This is a genomic window from Cryobacterium flavum (assembly GCF_900103805.1).
Classification (GTDB): domain Bacteria; phylum Actinomycetota; class Actinomycetes; order Actinomycetales; family Microbacteriaceae; genus Cryobacterium; species Cryobacterium flavum.
Genome location: NZ_FNIB01000005.1, coordinates 38,322 through 54,335, shown reverse-complemented (window position 1 = coordinate 54,335; position 16,014 = coordinate 38,322). Strand labels below are relative to the sequence as shown.

At 60.1% G+C, this 16,014-nt stretch carries 14 protein-coding genes and 1 pseudogene; 8 read left to right on the top strand and 7 right to left on the bottom strand.

From position 1 onward, the window contains the following. Positions 1 to 2: 2 nt before the first annotated feature. From BLS91_RS08305 to BLS91_RS08295, 3 genes are all read left to right on the top strand, one after another. Positions 3 to 707 (top strand): SDR family NAD(P)-dependent oxidoreductase, encoded by a 705-nt coding sequence (locus BLS91_RS08305; RefSeq protein WP_092340267.1) that lies wholly within the window; start codon positions 3 to 5, stop codon positions 705 to 707. A gap of 104 nt (positions 708 to 811) precedes the next feature. Next, a complete protein-coding gene (locus tag BLS91_RS08300) occupies positions 812 to 1,147 on the top strand; it encodes a hypothetical protein (RefSeq protein WP_134505233.1) in 336 nt (111 codons plus the stop codon). Positions 1,148 to 1,238: 91 nt separating this feature from the next. Next, entirely contained in the window at positions 1,239 to 1,763 is a 525-nt protein-coding gene (locus BLS91_RS08295; protein ID WP_092340265.1) for a hypothetical protein, read from the top strand. 213 nt (positions 1,764 to 1,976) lie between these two features. On the opposite strand, the gene BLS91_RS08290 is transcribed toward BLS91_RS08295, so the two are convergent. From BLS91_RS08290 to BLS91_RS08280, 3 genes are all read right to left on the bottom strand, one after another. Beyond that, entirely contained in the window at positions 1,977 to 2,588 is a 612-nt protein-coding gene (locus BLS91_RS08290) for a hypothetical protein (protein ID WP_092340264.1), read from the bottom strand. Then, positions 2,585 to 2,905: a hypothetical protein gene (locus BLS91_RS08285; RefSeq protein WP_092340263.1), complete on the bottom strand. Its 321-nt coding sequence runs from the start codon at positions 2,903 to 2,905 to the stop codon at positions 2,585 to 2,587. Before BLS91_RS08285 ends, BLS91_RS08290 begins: the two co-directional genes overlap by 4 nt. 528 nt (positions 2,906 to 3,433) lie before the next feature. Then, positions 3,434 to 3,913 carry a hypothetical protein gene (locus BLS91_RS08280; RefSeq protein WP_134505234.1) on the bottom strand — a complete coding sequence of 160 codons (480 nt, stop codon included), beginning with the start codon at positions 3,911 to 3,913 and terminating at the stop codon, positions 3,434 to 3,436. An 877-nt stretch (positions 3,914 to 4,790) separates the two neighbouring features. Here BLS91_RS08280 and BLS91_RS08275 point away from each other — a divergent pair. Continuing rightward, positions 4,791 to 5,009 (top strand): annotated as a pseudogene (locus tag BLS91_RS08275) (transposase); the annotation flags it as partial. Positions 5,010 to 5,355: 346 nt separating this feature from the next. After that, positions 5,356 to 5,880, top strand: a complete 525-nt coding sequence (locus tag BLS91_RS08270; RefSeq protein ID WP_092340260.1) for an IS110 family transposase — start codon at positions 5,356 to 5,358, stop codon at positions 5,878 to 5,880. A gap of 125 nt (positions 5,881 to 6,005) precedes the next feature. On the opposite strand, the gene BLS91_RS08265 is transcribed toward BLS91_RS08270, so the two are convergent. Next, a complete protein-coding gene (locus BLS91_RS08265; protein WP_092340259.1) occupies positions 6,006 to 7,610 on the bottom strand; it encodes a hypothetical protein in 1,605 nt (534 codons plus the stop codon). Further along, positions 7,607 to 9,793, bottom strand: coding sequence for a glycosyltransferase family 2 protein (locus BLS91_RS08260; protein ID WP_338061555.1), 2,187 nt, complete (start codon positions 9,791 to 9,793; stop codon positions 7,607 to 7,609). The genes BLS91_RS08265 and BLS91_RS08260 overlap by 4 nt, the downstream gene beginning before the upstream one ends. A 386-nt stretch (positions 9,794 to 10,179) precedes the next feature. On the opposite strand from BLS91_RS08260, the gene BLS91_RS08255 reads away from it, so the two are divergent. Together BLS91_RS08255 and BLS91_RS08250 are read left to right on the top strand one after the other, a co-directional pair. Further along, the gene (locus BLS91_RS08255; RefSeq protein ID WP_134505235.1) at positions 10,180 to 10,380 is read left to right on the top strand and encodes a hypothetical protein; all 201 of its coding nucleotides are present in this window, start codon (positions 10,180 to 10,182) and stop codon (positions 10,378 to 10,380) included. Positions 10,381 to 10,751: 371 nt separating this feature from the next. After that, positions 10,752 to 11,249 (top strand): response regulator transcription factor, encoded by a 498-nt coding sequence (locus BLS91_RS08250; RefSeq protein ID WP_092340257.1) that lies wholly within the window; start codon positions 10,752 to 10,754, stop codon positions 11,247 to 11,249. Between the two features lie 27 nt (positions 11,250 to 11,276). Here BLS91_RS08250 and BLS91_RS08245 read toward each other — a convergent pair whose 3' ends face one another. Together BLS91_RS08245 and BLS91_RS08240 are read right to left on the bottom strand one after the other, a co-directional pair. After that, on the bottom strand, positions 11,277 to 12,026 hold the full coding sequence (locus BLS91_RS08245) for a response regulator transcription factor (protein WP_092340256.1): 750 nt from the start codon (positions 12,024 to 12,026) through the stop codon (positions 11,277 to 11,279). Between the two features lie 101 nt (positions 12,027 to 12,127). Further along, a complete protein-coding gene (locus BLS91_RS08240) occupies positions 12,128 to 13,396 on the bottom strand; it encodes a sensor histidine kinase (RefSeq protein ID WP_092340255.1) in 1,269 nt (422 codons plus the stop codon). Positions 13,397 to 13,718: 322 nt separating this feature from the next. On the opposite strand from BLS91_RS08240, the gene BLS91_RS08235 reads away from it, so the two are divergent. Further along, a complete protein-coding gene (locus tag BLS91_RS08235; RefSeq protein WP_159433838.1) occupies positions 13,719 to 15,986 on the top strand; it encodes a putative transposase in 2,268 nt (755 codons plus the stop codon). The last annotated feature ends 28 nt before the right edge of the window (positions 15,987 to 16,014 follow it).

Sequence of the window (16,014 nt, the reverse complement as noted above, 5' to 3'; positions counted from 1 at the left end):
AAATGAATCACACCGGGCGCGGAGTCGTCGTGACCGGCGGCAGCAGCGGAATCGGACGGGCCATCGCCCAGGCATTCATCGCCAACGGCGATCGTGTGGTCGTACTCGATCGCGCGGGCACCGACGAATTAGCAATCGGCGTCGACGTCTCGCAGGAAGACAGCGTGCGGGCGGCCTTCGCGCTGGCACGGGAACGCCTGGGCACCATCGACATCCTGGTCAACAGCGCCGGCCTGCTCACCGAGTCACCGATACAAGACATGACCCTCGCGATGTGGAACGAGACCCTCGCGGTCGACCTCACCGGGGTGTTCCTGTGCTGCCGAGAGGTAGTGGGGGAGATGCGCCAACAGAAATGGGGCCGCATCATCAACATCGCCTCCCAGCTCGCCATTAAGGGTGGTACCGGCCTGAGCCACTACGCGGCTGCCAAGGCCGGGGTCGTTGCCTTCACGAAATCGCTGGCACTCGAGGTCGCGGGCGACAACGTGCTCGTCAACAGCATTGCTCCCGGCCCCATCGAAACCCCGCTCGTGCAGGGCATCTCCGAAGAATGGAAGATCGCCAAGCGCGCCGAGCTGCCCCTCGGGCGGTTCGGCATCGCGGCCGAAGTCGCCCCAACAGCCCTGCTGCTGGCCAGCGAACCGGGAGGAAACCTGTACGTGGGGCAGAACCTGGGGCCAAACTCCGGCGATGTGATGCAATAACGCGGGCCACCCGGCCAGTTAGGAACCCCAGAGTGTGCGGAGCATGCGGTACGACGGTCCATCCCGACGCGGTGATGGGCGACGAACACACCCAGAGAAAGCGCATGTTGGTGGCACAGACGGTGACCGCCGTCTGTGCCGGGCTGCCCGGCACACCCCGCATTGCGGCGCTCGCCGCCGGGTGGTCGGTGACGAGTGCCACCGGTTCGATGGCATTGTGCCCCACGGTGGCAGACGTCTGGCTTGCGCTGCTCTCCCGAAGCGGGCCGAACTTTCACCAGGCAATCGACGCTCGGGCGCTGGTCGAGGACCCTGACGGTCTCGCAGCCCAAGTCCTTGCCCTTGGCCAGCACCTAGCGCGGCAGCGACCGCTCGCCGGCGCGCAATACGGAACGGCTTCGTTGGTACGAGTGATTCGAGATTACGCGGCGCCCAGTTGACTTTCAATAAAGATTGCATATGCTTTCTTTTATGAAACCGTCTGTCCCTCTGCTGAGCCCAATCCTGCGGTCTGACACCCAAGGACGTCTATTGGCTCAGCTCTTCGCGCACCCCCAGCGCGAGGTCACCGTGAGTGAGCTTGCGCGGTTGGCTGAGGCCACGTTGCCCACTGCCCTCAGAGATGTCGATCGTCTCGTACGGGGTGGCTATCTGACCGAACGCCGCGTGGGACGCAACCGCATGATCCGTGCCAACGAGGAGCATCCGCTCTACGCAGCCCTGAAGCAGATAGTCACCTACGGCTATGGGCCGACTGTCGTCATTCCCGATCTGCTGCGCGGTCGGCCCGGTATCGATGCTGCCTACATTTACGGTTCGTGGGCCGCTCGCCTGAACGGCGAGCCGGGGACCGATCCGAACGACATTGACGTGCTGGTGGTCGGCGATGTAGAACCCAGCCAGTTCTACCCCATCGCACTCGAGGCGACGAAAATGCTGGGTCGTGAGGTGAGCATCAACGTGATCTCACCGAACCGATGGCAGCGTGCTGACGACGGATTTATCAGAACGGTGCAGGCTCGGCCACTTGTACAACTCGATCTGCGGGCATCGTGATTACGCGCTGGCACCAGGGCCGAGCCGGAGTCGACGATCTCATCGCTCGAGGTCACATCGAGAGAGTGCGAGCCGACCGCGCCTTGGCCGACCTCATGCTGCAGGAAGCCGTTCGGCATCTCGCGTCGTCCCGGCTGACCGCGGATACCGACCCAACCGGTAGTTTCGCGATGGCTTATGACTCCTGCCGCAAGGCTCTGGCATCGACACGAACTATGTGCCGCGGTGTCTCACGCGGCCACTGGGCAGTATCGCATCCTCTGCCGCCAGGGCATCCGATTCCGTTTGGGCAACTTCAGCGATCGCGTGTCGCGCGCGACGAATAAAACGGGCCAGGCGCACAGTGCCGTAACAGCCAGCGGCGATCAGGAGAACGGCTACACCAATCATCGCCCACGGGGCATAGCCGATCTGGGTCCGAACGTGATCCGTGCCGGCTTCTGAGACGATAGTTGCGACTGCGCTCCCGACCTGGATGGGAGGTATTCCTTCGAGTGTGGCGTTCAGCTCCACCCTCGACCCCGGCAGTACACTTTCGGGTTGGTCAAAGTTGACTTCACGGTCCGCTCCAAGCCATCCGCTGGCGTCAAGGGTGGCGGTGGGGTGCAGGATGGTATTTCCCGTGTTGTGCAGGGGAAGCGTGAACGTGATTGCCCCGCCGGTTTGTTCCCAGCTCAGGTCGCCAGGCTCCAGGGACTTGACAGCGGTGCCCGCAACAGTGAGGTAAATGCGCACCCCTTGGCGATGAACGACGTCCACCCGGAAGGCGGTTTCGCCGTCCACGACCGAGGTGTCGCCCTGCACGGTGGCACTTTGGATGATCAATCCTCGGCGTAGTCTACTGAGTCCGCGGCGCCAGCCGCGCTGGTGAAGGCGGTGGCGGCGGTAGTGCGGCTCAATGCCGCCCCGGTTCCACGGGGGTCGCTGATGCTCCAGTCTGTAGCAGTGCTCCCCGTTGAGGTCGTGGTGGTTCCGTCCAGCAACACACTGCTCATGGTGGGGCTCGGAGTGCTCGCGACCAGGGCGCCGCCGGCAATAGTCGCGTTCACGGGTTCGGTTGCTGCCATCGCAGGCGAAAGACCTACCGCAAGGAGGAGAGCCGCGGTGGCAACGATGCCGCTGACCTTGGTAATTTTGCGCATTTTGGAACTTCATATTGGTTGATGATGAGGTGAAGCGGAAAAAATGATCCTGTGCCCCCGGCGCATAGCACAGCGCATGATTGAGGCCGGCGCTTTACTGCGCATCTCAATGACGGACACACCGGGGCAGGCGAACGGGACGAAAATCGTCGTCGAAGCTAAGGGAGGTGAGGGCGATAAAGCGCAGCACCATATGCAGTCAAAGAATTCCGACGGGGACTCGTCATCTGCTCTCGGTGTACCGCTCGCATTGTCGTCAGACGTCGCGAATGGTGTATATCGCGCAGAGATAGTACCTAATTAGATCGTTTATTTTCCATTACAGGGATAGCAATATTAAGCAGGTTGAATCTCTTCGATTCTCCCCCCGTTCGGGATAAAGAAACGTGTTAATGAGTGTTGCTCGATGTCAGGGCAGGTTGGGGTGAATGAGACGCACTGAAAGGTCTCGTAATTGCTAGGCGGACGTGTCTTCGGCGAGGGTGTTGCGCGGCTGTACACCTAAATCATGCGCCATCGTGGTACCTGTCAACGACCGCCCGGTTCGCCAGTGATTTCCCATCCTTTTACGAAGGAGCTGTGTGTAATGTGGCGTGCAGTTTTTCTGGCGTCTATGAGCTTCCCGAGGTATTGACGCAGCAACCCCACACTGACCGGTGAGCTGTGAACACCGTTACACACCCACGCCATGTGTGTGAACACGGCGCCACCCAGCGTGTCATCGTCCACGTCTGATAATGCTTCGTTGTAGGTGGACGCGATGACCAGCACGTTTTCTGCGCGTTCAATGTCGTTAATGCTGAACATCAAGTTGCCAGCATCACGAAAGTACGCTACACCAGACGCGTCAGTGAAAATATGCGCAGACCGTAATTCTTCACCGCCAGTGAGTGTCGACAACATGCCCGCTTGGCATTCATCGGCAGGGAAAAACTGGCGGATATCTTTCCATATACCAGCGTTAATATCTCGGAAGAAAGCGTCAGGGTCGGGAATATACGTCGTCATGAGAGTTTCGCACACGGTAGCCCGTTAGCAATAGCGAGGGTGGTGGTCCAGACTGTGCTCGTGTGAAATCCCGGTTCGATCTGAGCGGGGTGGATAGTCGTTGAGGTGATGTTGGCTTCCGTGGCTGTGTGCCGTAGCGCCGATCTGCGCTTGGCGAACATTTTCACCTCAGCTATGTCATTTTGAGGTTGTGTACGCACGAGACGTTCTCCTTGTGAAGTCGAAGATGTTGCCGAGCGGCGTCTACACGAGTCCCTACGCAACTCCCCAACGAGATCACTCCCGGGTACCGCCGCGGGTCCCTCGCCACGTCACTGACAGGTCAACAGGTAAAACCGAGCCGGTGCATCTCGTTGCACAGGCATGTCGAAGAAGGGCTCGACAACACCCGGTATCTACAAGAGGAACGCGTGAGTCAGAAGATCAGACGAGATGTGGCACACGCAGGACCGACCAGAGCCGCAGACTTGTGCCCTCTCCCCACCATGTAAAACGAGACAAATAAGCGTCATGCACCTGCCAAAAAGTTTCCACCAAAAACTTAATCTGTATCCGATGCGCCGCACATATATTCATCACAAGACACGCTTGGTATAAAACAGAGTGACAAACTTTGCTAAGTAAGCTAATTAACTTTCTAAAAAAAAATTTAGCAGAATAAGACGGGTCAAATTTCCGTATGAACAACCCAGTTCGGGGAGTACGGCGCAGAAGAAAAAGTGAGTAATATTTGTCCACGCAGTTATCGCATGCTGGGTTAGTGGGAACTGCCGCGGATATCTTGGACAGTGGGCCCTCTTAGAATGAGGGTTCACTGAAAGTGGAGATCATCATGACCGCAGGACATAGGCGTTTCACTTAGGAGTTCACAGATGAGCTGTGCCGCGAGGTGATCGACACGTCCAAACCGATCAAGGCCGTCGCTACCGCGTACGGCGTCGGCCCCGAGACTCTCCGGAACTGGCTCAACAAGTACCGCGAGGCCAAGGGCGTTACAGAGACTGATTTGACAATGTCGGAGCGAGCTCGTTTGAAGGAACTCGAGCGGGAAGTTCACAAGTTGCGGGCGGAGACCGCATTCTTGAATTGTTCTGGTGTTCGGATTATGCCGATGTTTGCCTGAAAGCCCAGATCAGCGGCGAGTGATGGCCACGAACCTGGGCAATCCAGCCGGCCATTTGATACTTGTCCTCATCTATGAGGAAGGACAAGGATCATGAGCGATCCAGAACATGTGCTCGTCGAGGGAACTGCTTCGGCTGCGCAAAGAGAACGCGGACCTGAAGCTCGACCGGATGTTCCTTAACCTCTGTAATGGTTATCGGCTGGCAGGTTGGTCTTGATGCTTGCAGGAGTGTGACTCACTAAGCCTCTGACCGTTCTCCGGGAGGAATCCCAGACCGGCACGTAATAGCACCCGCATTTTCAATGATGAAGAAGTTATGGTGACCATCGTCTCACAGGTGTTCGACCATGTCATCGGCGTCGATACGCACGCCAAAACCCACGCATTAGTGGTGCTCGATTCCGACGGCGCCAAGCAGGCTGGGGACACGTTCCCGACGAGCCCGGCCGGGCTCAAACGCGCCCACGCCTGGATGCTGCGCCATGCGCCTGGGCGCATGCTGGTGGCGATGGAAGGCACCGGGTCCTATGGCGCCCAGTTTAATGATCTGTTGACATGGGAAGGCATCGCCGTCGCCGAAACACGACCTCCCAAGCGCGGTGTTCGCCGTGTCGGCAAGACCGACCAGATCGACGCTGAACTCGCCGCCCGCCAAGCGCTCGCCTTGCCCGTCGAACGGGTGATCGCGTCCCGCGCACACACCGGCGACCACGCCGCGTTGGGCGTGCTGCTGACTGCCCGAAACGCCATCAGCACCGCCCGAACAGCGACCATGAACCAGCCACGCACCAAAGATCCTGTCCATTCCCGCGACGGCATGGATCAACAAACCAGCCCATAAACCCACCGAGAATGCCGGGCTCGAACCAGCTGCCTAAACTCCCACTGGCCTCATTCGCCTTGACGGTTTCCGAGGGGATGCTTCAGCTCAAGCGCGTGAGAGTGCTCTCGTCGAGCCGGATGCTCTTATTGCTGCGCCAGTTTTTCCGTCACCTCGGCCGCTGTCAGCAGGCGCCACGGACCGGTCTCGCCGTTGAGTGCTGTGGCGCTCGGGCTGGCGGCTTGGTTCCACCATTTCGACTGGTAGGGCACGCCTGCGAGTAGCACGCGCTCGGTAGCCTCGTAGATTTTGGTCGGCGACCAGTTAGCGTAGCTTCCCTCTGGTAGAAGAATCTGCACCTGCGGCGTGTCGGTGGCCATCACGGGGCCAACGAGCTCCCACGGAGTTTCGAATGCTTGCAGTGCGGCGTTGTCGGGGATATCGCCCAGGCTCCACCACTTGGTCTCGTACACGTTGCTGTTGCGCACAACCTTGGTGTTTTTGGCATATGTCGTGTCGGCTGACCAGATCGGATACGGGCTGGTCAGAGGGTTGTCTTTGATGATGGCCACTGGCGCCGTCGTTGCCTGAGGCTTGAGCGCCGCGTCTGCTGCTCCAGTGAGGGGCGGGGCGCTTCCGGGAATGGCCGTGAACTTCGCGCCGAGAACGTCGGAGAAACTCTGGTCGTTCTGGTCGACGCCGCTGCAGGCGTCAGACACCTGCTTAATGTCTACATAGTTCGGGCTGCAGGCGCGATCCCGGTTGAGCGACCACATCGACATACGGCCGAGTTGCTTGTCTTGTGCGAAAGCATTCAGCGTGCGCGCATCGGCTAGTCCGAAGACCTCGTCAACCGTTCCATTCTGTCCGATCATCGGTGTCGCACCGATACGTGACCAGAGATCGGCATCGGTCATGGCGATGCCAGCGGCCGAGTTCAGTGCGGCGAGCTGGGCGTGAGTGGCGTTAAGAGCGTCGATCGACGCATCCGCCATCGACGCAGTTAGTTTCTTGCTTTCGCCATATTCCATGGTCATGACGTTGACACCCGCGAGGTCGACCCCGGCGGCCAGAAGTTGCTCGACGGCCCGCTTGCCATCGCCAGTGAGTCCGTGTGGAGCCACGGGAAGGGTCAGCCAGACCACCAGGGGTTTGCCGGCAGCTGCCTGCTCATCCTGCACTGTCTTGATTGCGGCGGCGCGTCGTTCACCGGCGGCCGAATCCGATAAGGCTGTGTTCTCAATGTCGAGGTCAATGTTCGACGTCTGGTACCGGTCAATAACTGTGGTGTATGCCTGGGCAAGTTTGGCGGTATTGGAGCAGCCGGTGGCTAGCTCGTCGTTGATGGCGCCACCGAACGAGATCGTGGCATGGCCCCCTAGTTGGCTGAGGCGTGCAAGTCGACGATCGAGATCGAGGGATGCGGATGCCTCGTCCAGTGAATACGCCGTTCCCCAGGTCGGCTCGCAGGGGTCATCCGTGGCGGCGACGATGAATGAGAGTACAACGTTTTTTCGTGCGGTTGTGGTTGGCGATTCGAAGGCGTAGCTCGGGGTCGCGGTCACGTCGACATAGCTGGCGAACCACGGATCGTAGGAGGCGACGGCGCGGGTGGCCGTCCACCACTGCCAGCCAGCGAAGCTGCCGGCGGTGAGGCCGAGCACGATGAAGGTGGCCAATGTCATTCGCCAGAATCCTAGCCGGCGGGTCGGTCGAACGTAGGTGGGCGCGGCGACACTCTGCTCGGTCATGAAAGTTCTTCGACGCGCGAGTGCAGTTCGCGACTGGTTGATGGCATGAGAAAGTCCTTTTCGTTGGACCAGCGAACTACTTCGCTACTTTTTGGCACGGGTGTGGTGAGTTGTGGGTGGTCAGTTATTTCACCGTGATAGAGCACGGAACGCCAATTGAGCGAAGGGCTTAGCGGCGCCGTCTGCGCTGGAACGAAATCGCGATTGCGTTTCTTCTCGATCCACAGCCAGTTGGTAAGACCGAGCCAGACGTCAACGATTGAGTTCCAGATTCCGATGGTGGTAAGAATGGTGGCGAGAGCAAGCACCGTGTTGACGGCGGCGAAGAGAGCGTTGCCCCAGTTCTCAGACGAGGTATTGCGCCACGCGGTGAATGCGGAGAACGCGACAATCGCGTAGGGTGCGACAACGAACAGGAGGGGTGCTGACGTGCGGCTCTTGACCTTCGGAGTGCGGGCGAAAGGAATCTTCTTTCCGGTGATCGCTTGGTGCAGAGATTTGAGTACTCCGGCGAGGTTCACCGGTAAGAGAATGAGGTTGAGGCCGTATATGCGCAGAACGTCTGAGAATTTGTAGCCGTTGTAGCGCAGGTCGCTGCCCATGAGCAGAAAATATGGTAGCGATGCCAGCAGCACGGTTGGGCTGAGCAGGCGGCTGTCATAGGGGTAAACGAGCAGGAACAGCAGCCCGACGTTGGCCCAGGCGATCGAGCTGATGTAGTTCAGCCGAAGGCACAGCTCCAGAAGTGTCACCGGGTTGTCGGTTCCATGCCGGGCACGCACCTGCTTGAGAAATTTTGGAAGGATGAGCAGACCGCCGTTGGCCCATCGCCGGCGTTGCACGATGAGTGATCCGAAGTCCGGGGGGGTGGCACTGTAGCTGAGGCGTTCCGGGTAGTTGACCAGACTCCAGCCGTGCACGCCGAGGTCGATGCTCGATTCGGTGTCTTCAATGACGGTGCGGTCCTGCACGTAGCGTCGTACCTCAAAGCCGCCGACTGTTTCGACTTCAACGATGTCTTCCAGGGCGCGTTTGCGAATGACGGCATTGGCCCCGACCCAGAAGGCCGCGCCGTAGTGCGACATTCCCTGGTGCAAAATGTGCTGTATGTCGGTAGTGGCGCCGGCCAACCGTTCGAGTCGGGTCGGTGCGCCCCTAAATGATGAGTAGGGCGTTTGGGTGACGGCCACGCGTGAGTTTTCTGATTGTTCCAGAAAGTAGACAAGCCGCAGGCAGTAATCGCGTAGTAGCACTGAGTCGGCATCGAGCGTGAGCAGGTAGACAGCATCGGGCACAATGAAGTTGGAATTGGTCGCGTCGAGTACCGGCCAGAGAATACTGCCGTTTGGGCCTTCTTCGCGCTGATAACAGCCGCCCATGAGGCCGATATAGGCGTTGAGGTTCATAGCTTTGTTGGCCTCGTGCGAGAGCGATGAAAACTGCTTGCGCTCAAAGGTATCGACGGTAGCCGTGAACGTCCAGACGAGACGACGATGAAGCTCCATCATGCGTTTCGGTGTCGGCGCTAGGTCTTCCCAAGCGGCAGCGTCGAGCGCCGAACTGATGAGACCAAAATCGCTAGCGAGTCCGCCCAGTACCTCGTCGACGAAGAACTTCTCAACGTGATCCCGCGTATCGTTTGCGTTGGTGTGGGTTTTGAGCCAGCGTGCAGCCCATCGATAGTGGGCGGACAGTCGTCTGACGGCGTCGCCGGTCACCTCGGGCAAGTCGTTGAGTTCGAGTGTGTACAGATGCAGAGCGTCGGCAAAACGACGACTTGGTTCCACCAATGCGTCATTGATCTCGCTGGCAATTCCGCGTGTCTCGTTCAGCCGACGCTGCACTGCAGGGTCGGCCGGATTGGGCTCATCGTCAATCAGTAGTACGAGTCGAATCGTGGGGTACTCCTGAAGTGCCGCCGACCAGAGAGTTGCACGAATGACCGACGGTTCCTCGGCATACGACGGTACGAGAACGGTCAGTGCACTGTGGTTTTCGGTGAAATGGTTGTCGAGAACGCTGCGTGGCACTCGTTGGTGATGTCGAAACCGTTGCAGAGCACCCTGGCGTGAGATGAGATACATGAGCGCCGAGAACATGAGAACGGTCACGATCACTACGTAAGCGAGGGCCTCGGTGGTGAAACGAAAACCGGCCGTGCCCGAGTTGAGAAACTCGCGCACCACTGTGTAGATGACGTAAACCGCCCAGAAAATGATCGTGGCGACAATGCCCAGGCGTCCTCGGAGTAGCTTTCCGTCGCTGGGGCGCGGATGTACGCTGGGCAGTGGGGTCGTTGATTTTTCTGACCCAAGTTGGTGTTTTCGGTTATCAAAATTGTTGAGTTTACGCAAGGACACTCCAGATATGCGATCGGGCAGCGGCGTGAGGTCCACTCAGAAAGGTGGATCCGTGAAATGTACCCAGACGGCGAAATTTACCAATCGTGGCCAGAAAAGAAGTTATTTCAACTACGACCGCGTAGGTAGTGCCCGTCGTGGGGTAGCGCTCATGAAACGTGCCGACTCGCCCCGCTGACGAAGAAGGCGTCGTCGGGAAGGCGTCAGCTGTGCTGCTGCTCGTCGAGCAGAAGCTGCTTGGAATGTCACAACATGACGCAAATGAACAACGTCTTGTGCTTCGCGTGTGGATACCCAACCTGCAAGGGGAGAAGAAGGTCATGATGGCTGCGAAGCGACGGCGGGTGGGAAGAATCGTCATCGCAAGAATTCCTGACTGTCTGCGGCACCAAGTTGACGTCGCCGTCTGAGCGTGTCAGATCAGACTCAGGATTTGCGGCAGATTTAAGCCTGCGGATCGCAGGATTAACATAATTTAATTACCCCCTCATCTGGGGTAAAATTGTCGTATCAGTTGCTGTAACCGTGGGCTGAGCCCCTGGGAACAGGTCAGCCAAGGAACCACACGGGCCGTTCTCTTTTGGAATGTCAGAGTGTTGTGTTCGGGGCTCTGGTGTTTGTGGGAACTGGAGTGGTGCTCAGCCGGCCGCTTTCTGGCGTCATCGCCCGGCGTTACAACGGGAGGCGTTTATTTCGCCCAACTCACGGCGTTTCCTCTGACGCTGGTCATTCTGGCCACCGCACCGGTAAGACCGGGCGCTTCTATGCGTCGCGAGGGGCCTTGTTCGCCGAGCAGACCGAGCAGACCGAGCAGGCGGTCCTGCGACGTGCGCCGACCAAACACGTCGAAGTGCCCGAGCCCACACAGAACGGGTGGTTACAGCGCGATGGCCTGTGCTTGCACGTCGACCGTCGGATCGTGGAGGTAGCGAACACGGTCGTTTCGCTAATGCGCAGCGAGCTCGACCTGCTGGCGAGCCTGTTTCAACCCGGCAATTGGGTGCACACCAAGGCGAAGACCATTCTCGAGCTGCGCGGCGATAGCTTTGCCACGGGCGGTCTCGTGACGGATTCCGACCCGCGCTTCCTCGAGATGCACGTGGCGAATGTGCGTAAAAAGATCAGCCGGTCTGATGAAATGACCAGTTCCACGGCCTCGGCCCGGAACTCGGCAGTGAACTTACGACGATTAGTCATGAATCATGATTCTCCTTACCTCTGTCTCGACTCACTACACGGGTGCAGTTGTTCCGGCCAGGCCCGAACTCCCATGTACTAGCGCGCCTCCTGCGCAGCGTGTACGTGGTCAGAAGGGACCATCGGCGAGCCGATATCCGACCCCGCGCACCGTTTCAATGCGGTCGGCGGGCCCGATCTTCTTGCGCAGGTTGGCCACGTGCACCTCAAGCGCGCGCTTGTCGGAGTGGGTCAGGAATCCGCTCGCGTAACTGTCGCTGCGCACCTCGAGAATCAGGTTGGCTTTGCTGTGCACCTGGTCGGCGGGCTGCAACAGCTGCGCGAGCAGGTCGAATTCACTGCGGGTCAGCACAACGGATGCCCCATCTACCTCCACTATGCGCCGTGCTTTATCGAGGCGCAGACCGTCGTGGTGTAGCCATCCGCTTGATTCGAGCCCCGGCGAGTTTTCGAACGGCGTCGGATCGGCCGGGCCGAGCCCGGCCACGGTTGCCGCTCGCCGCAGCACTGCGTCGATGCGGGCGCGCAGTTCGCCGATGCGAAACGGTTTAGCGACGAAGTCGTCGGCGCCGGCGCTGAGGCCGCGCACGACGTCGATCTCGTCGAAGCAGGCCGAAATCATGATGATGCTGCTCGCGGTGATTTGGCGAATGCGTTTGAGGGTTTCGAAGCCGTCCATGCCGGGCATGTTCACGTCGAGGGTTGTGAGCGTCGGCGCATGAACTCGAACGAACTCGATGCCTTCAGCGCCTGTGCTGGCGAGCTTCACGTCGAAGCCGGCCTGGATGAGGATCGCCTCGATCACTTCGCCGACATCAGCGTCGTCTTCGATGACGACTGCGATGCGGTCAGTACTCACGCGAACCCCCGGTTTGCTCTGTCAGCTAACTCTACCCAAGGTCTCCCAGTACGTGAGAATAAGAAAAATGTTGCTTCACGGGTGCTCACGCAACAATTTGCTCATTCTCGCGTCCAGACGGTGTCCTCGTGACCAGCAGGTGCGAGCGATAGGGTCAGCTCGAACCTGCTGCCGCGCGCGGATGACTCGACTAGGCGCAGGTCGCCGCCGTGCTGCCGCGCAATGTCACGGCTGATGCCAAGGCCTAGCCCTGAGCCGTCCTGCGACGAGCGCCGCGCCGATTCGGTGCGATAGTACGGCTCGAATACCCGTGCATGGTCGGTGGGGGCTATGCCGCATCCGGTGTCGGTGACGGCGAAGGTTGCCATGGTGACCGTGCGGGTTTCGCTCACGACCACCGTGCCGCCGACCCGGTTGTATTTGATGGCATTGGTCAGCAGGTTGTCGAACACCTGCCGAATGCGATTGGGGTCGACGTCGGCCCAGAGCGTGTCGGACGCGATCACGTCGATCGACACCCCGCGCGCGTCGGCTGCTGTGCGACTTGCCGCGACACAGTTCTCGATGAGCCCGCGCACGTCGGTGGCCGTGATGTGCAGCCCCAGCAGTGCCGTGCCGGTGCTGCGCGCGAGGAGCAGGTCCGCGAGAATTGTGTCCATCTGCTCGGCGTTGCGCACGATTACCCCGACGCGCCGCTCAACCGCCGGCGCATCATTCGTGTGCAGCACCAACTCGGCATTGCCCAGAATCGATGTGAGTGGAGTGCGCAGCTCGTGCGTGACCGCTTCGATCAGGTCGTCGCGGGCCTGCACCGCTTGCTCGGTGAGAGCGGTCTGCGCCGCGAGTTGCACCTTTTTTCGACGGATGCGTGCTCCCGACACTCCTGCAGCCCCCGCCAAAATCAGTAGCGTCAGCGGGTAGGCCACGATGCGGGTGAAATTGCCCGGTTCCATGTCTCCGCCGTAGGCCTGCAAGAGTCCCACCGGGCTTGTGACCACGAGAAGGGCAACGCCAGCTAGCACACCCCGCACGCCGAACGAGTACGCGATCCAAATCATGGGCAGAATCAGCAGCAGGGCGCCGCCCGAGAGCGTTGCGTCTTCCGCGTGCGCGGTTAACCGAATACCGAGCAGGTCGAGAAGCGGGAGCAGCACCGCAAAGCGTTGCAGACCCGGCCGATTGTGCCAGATCAGGGTGATCACGGTGATCACGGTGATGATGCCAGCGCCGGCGGCGTAGAGAAACGGGTTGAGGGCAGCCGGTTGGCTGAGCAGTACCGCCGTGCCGACGATTACCAGAGCCCCGAACACGGCGCCTTGAAACTCCAGCAGGGCTCGACCTGTGTCGCGGCGTGCCTGATCTCTCTCCATGGACTCAGACTAGAGTTTCACGCGTCCATTACGGGAGTAAAGCCCACTATGGGGGCCAAAGAAACTGGGTCAATCCTGTGGTTAGCGGGCCGAAATCTGCCGTGAATCCTGAGCCTGCTTTGGCATCATGCTACGTACATGCATCTGCGTAGCGTTGCAAACAGTGAGAAACCCAGGGGTCTGGACATGGGCGGTAGCGCTGGATTCCCATTTCGCGGATTCATGCGGTTTTTGGTTGATCTGGGCTTTTAATTTTGCCCGTTTTGCGATAGAATCGAGATGTACAATCACGTGGTTCAATTAGGGTTGGAAGATGGAGTCGATGACGACGCAACTTCCCCTCCCGTTCGCTCCGGTATCTAACGCCAAGCACATTGGTGCTGCTGTGGACCTCGTCGTGGACGACGACGGCGGGCAGGTGTTCCTGCACGGCATGTTGGTCTATGTGTGGGATGCCGGTGACGACGCGATGCGTCGCTTTGTGGCGGTGAAGTTGTGGGACATGAAAACCGCCAAGATCGCTGAGATCGCTTCGGCGTTCGGGGTCCATGAAGACACCGTGTGGAAGTGGCACCGCACCCTCAATAGCGAGGGTTTCGCGGCGTTGTCCAGCGACAAACCCGGCCCGAGAGGCGGCTCCAAACTCACCGCGCTGGTCATCACCCACATCCAGGAATTGAAGAAGAAGACTGGTCTGTCGAACAGGCGTATCGGCACGCAGGTCGGCGTCTCGGAATTCAGTGTCCGCCGCGCCCTCACTCTGACACCCGCCGCCGAAGGCGCCTGGAACCCGGTGGTCGCGCCCGCCCCCCTCGAACCGGCAGAACCCGCCGTTTCAGCCGCGGCCGTGCAGGAGGAACTGCCCGTGCTGCCGGCCCCGACGGATCGCACCTCGAAGCGCATGTCAGCATCGTTCGGGGCGCTGACGGAGGTGCCGCCGGCATTCGCACCGGCGGCACGCGTCCCACTCGCCGGCATGTTCTTCGCGCTGCCAGCGTTGGAAACGACCCTGCTGCTGCGCTGCGCGCCGAAGGTCTTTACCGGCTTGTCGAATCGGGTTTATGGGTTGAATACCCTGCTGCTGGAGGGTGTGCTGCGCACCCTGGTCGGGGAACCACGGGCGGAAGGCGCCACCCGGCTGAACCCGACAGCGTTCGGCCGGATCCTGGGGATGGACCGTTCTCCGGAGGTGAAAACCATCCGCCGGCAATATCAGGGGCTGGTGGACACCGGCAAAGTCCCGGAGCTGATGAGCATGATCGCCTTCGAACGGTTCGCCGCCGACAACAACCCGGACACCGGACTGCTCGGAATCGTTTATGTTGACGGGCATACCCGTGCCTATGAGGGCGGGAAGAAGATCGGCCGGCTGCATTCGACCCGGTTGAAGATGCCCGTCCCCGCCACCGAGGAAACCTGGGTATCAGCGGCAAATGGGGACCCGTTGTTCATGGTCATGGCGCAGCCCCGCGCCTCCCTCGTCTCCGAACTCAAAGCCCTCATGCCCAAGCTTCGCGCGATGATCGGCGACGACCGACGCATGCTGGTCGGTTTTGACCGCGGCGGCTGGTCCCCAGCCCTCTTCGCCCACCTGCACAAGGCTGGATTCGACGTGTTGACCTGGCGCAAGGGCGCCACCGCCGATGTCGATGAAGCCCTCTTCAACCCGGAAACCTATGTTGACGAGGCAGGAACCACCCACACCTGGGACCGGGTCTCCGACACCGAGGTCGACGTGCTCCTCAGCGCTAAGACCTGCGAAACCTTCACCATGCGGCAAGTGTCCCAAATCGTCCCGCTCACCACGAGAACAGGCACGCGCCAGATCCACATCCTCACCACCCTCGACACCCAGAAGACCATAAGCACCGCTGAGGTCGTGTTCCGGATGGCTGCCCGGTGGCGGCAGGAAAACTACTTCCGGTTCGGCCGGGAACGCTTCGCGCTCGACGCCCACGATTCCTACGCCAGCGGTGACGACGACAAGGCACGTCTCGTGCCCAATCCCGCCAAGGCGAAAGTCAAACTGGTGCAAGACAACGCTCACAACTACCGCGACGGGGTCGCCGGCGCTGTGACGGCCGCCATGCTCGCGATCAACACCCCGGCACCCGGTGCCGCCGGCATCAGGATCACGAATCAGATGCACAACGACATCCACGCACCCCTACTGGCCGCCGAAACCACTGCTGCCGCGGCCGAAGATGCCTACCGGCAACTGCCGGCCAAGGTTCCGCTGGGTGAGAGCCGGCCCGGGCAGCAGGTCCTGGACCAGGAGATGAAACGCTTCACGCACATCATCCGGATGGCCGCCTTCAACACCACAGTCACCCTCGCACGGGAGATCCGCACCAACACCCGTTTCCGCCGCGCTGACCGCGAAGCCCACAACCTCGTGCGGCAAATCCTCAAGCAGCCCGGCGACATCGACCCCACCCAGCCCGGCATCCTGACCATCACCCTGGACCCGATGCCCACCCAACGCGAAACCATCGCCGTCAGCGAGCTCTGCACGAGCCTCACCGAAACCCAAACCCGCTATCCGCGCACCGACCTAATCCTGCGATACGCCATCAAAGAACGGCTCTGAGTTTTACCGAAATATATCGAATCAAGCT

Coding starts and splice junctions, on each gene's coding strand:
- BLS91_RS08305 (WP_092340267.1), top strand. CDS start 3: ATGAATCACACCGGGCGCGGAGTCGTCGTGACCGGCGGCAGCAGCGGA.
- BLS91_RS08270 (WP_092340260.1), top strand. CDS start 5,356: ATGGTGACCATCGTCTCACAGGTGTTCGACCATGTCATCGGCGTCGAT.
- BLS91_RS08285 (WP_092340263.1), bottom strand. CDS start 2,905: ATGCGCAAAATTACCAAGGTCAGCGGCATCGTTGCCACCGCGGCTCTC.
- BLS91_RS08235 (WP_159433838.1), top strand. CDS start 13,719: ATGACGACGCAACTTCCCCTCCCGTTCGCTCCGGTATCTAACGCCAAG.
- BLS91_RS08300 (WP_134505233.1), top strand. CDS start 812: ATGTTGGTGGCACAGACGGTGACCGCCGTCTGTGCCGGGCTGCCCGGC.
- BLS91_RS08240 (WP_092340255.1), bottom strand. CDS start 13,396: ATGGAGAGAGATCAGGCACGCCGCGACACAGGTCGAGCCCTGCTGGAG.
- BLS91_RS08280 (WP_134505234.1), bottom strand. CDS start 3,913: ATGACGACGTATATTCCCGACCCTGACGCTTTCTTCCGAGATATTAAC.
- BLS91_RS08265 (WP_092340259.1), bottom strand. CDS start 7,610: ATGACCGAGCAGAGTGTCGCCGCGCCCACCTACGTTCGACCGACCCGC.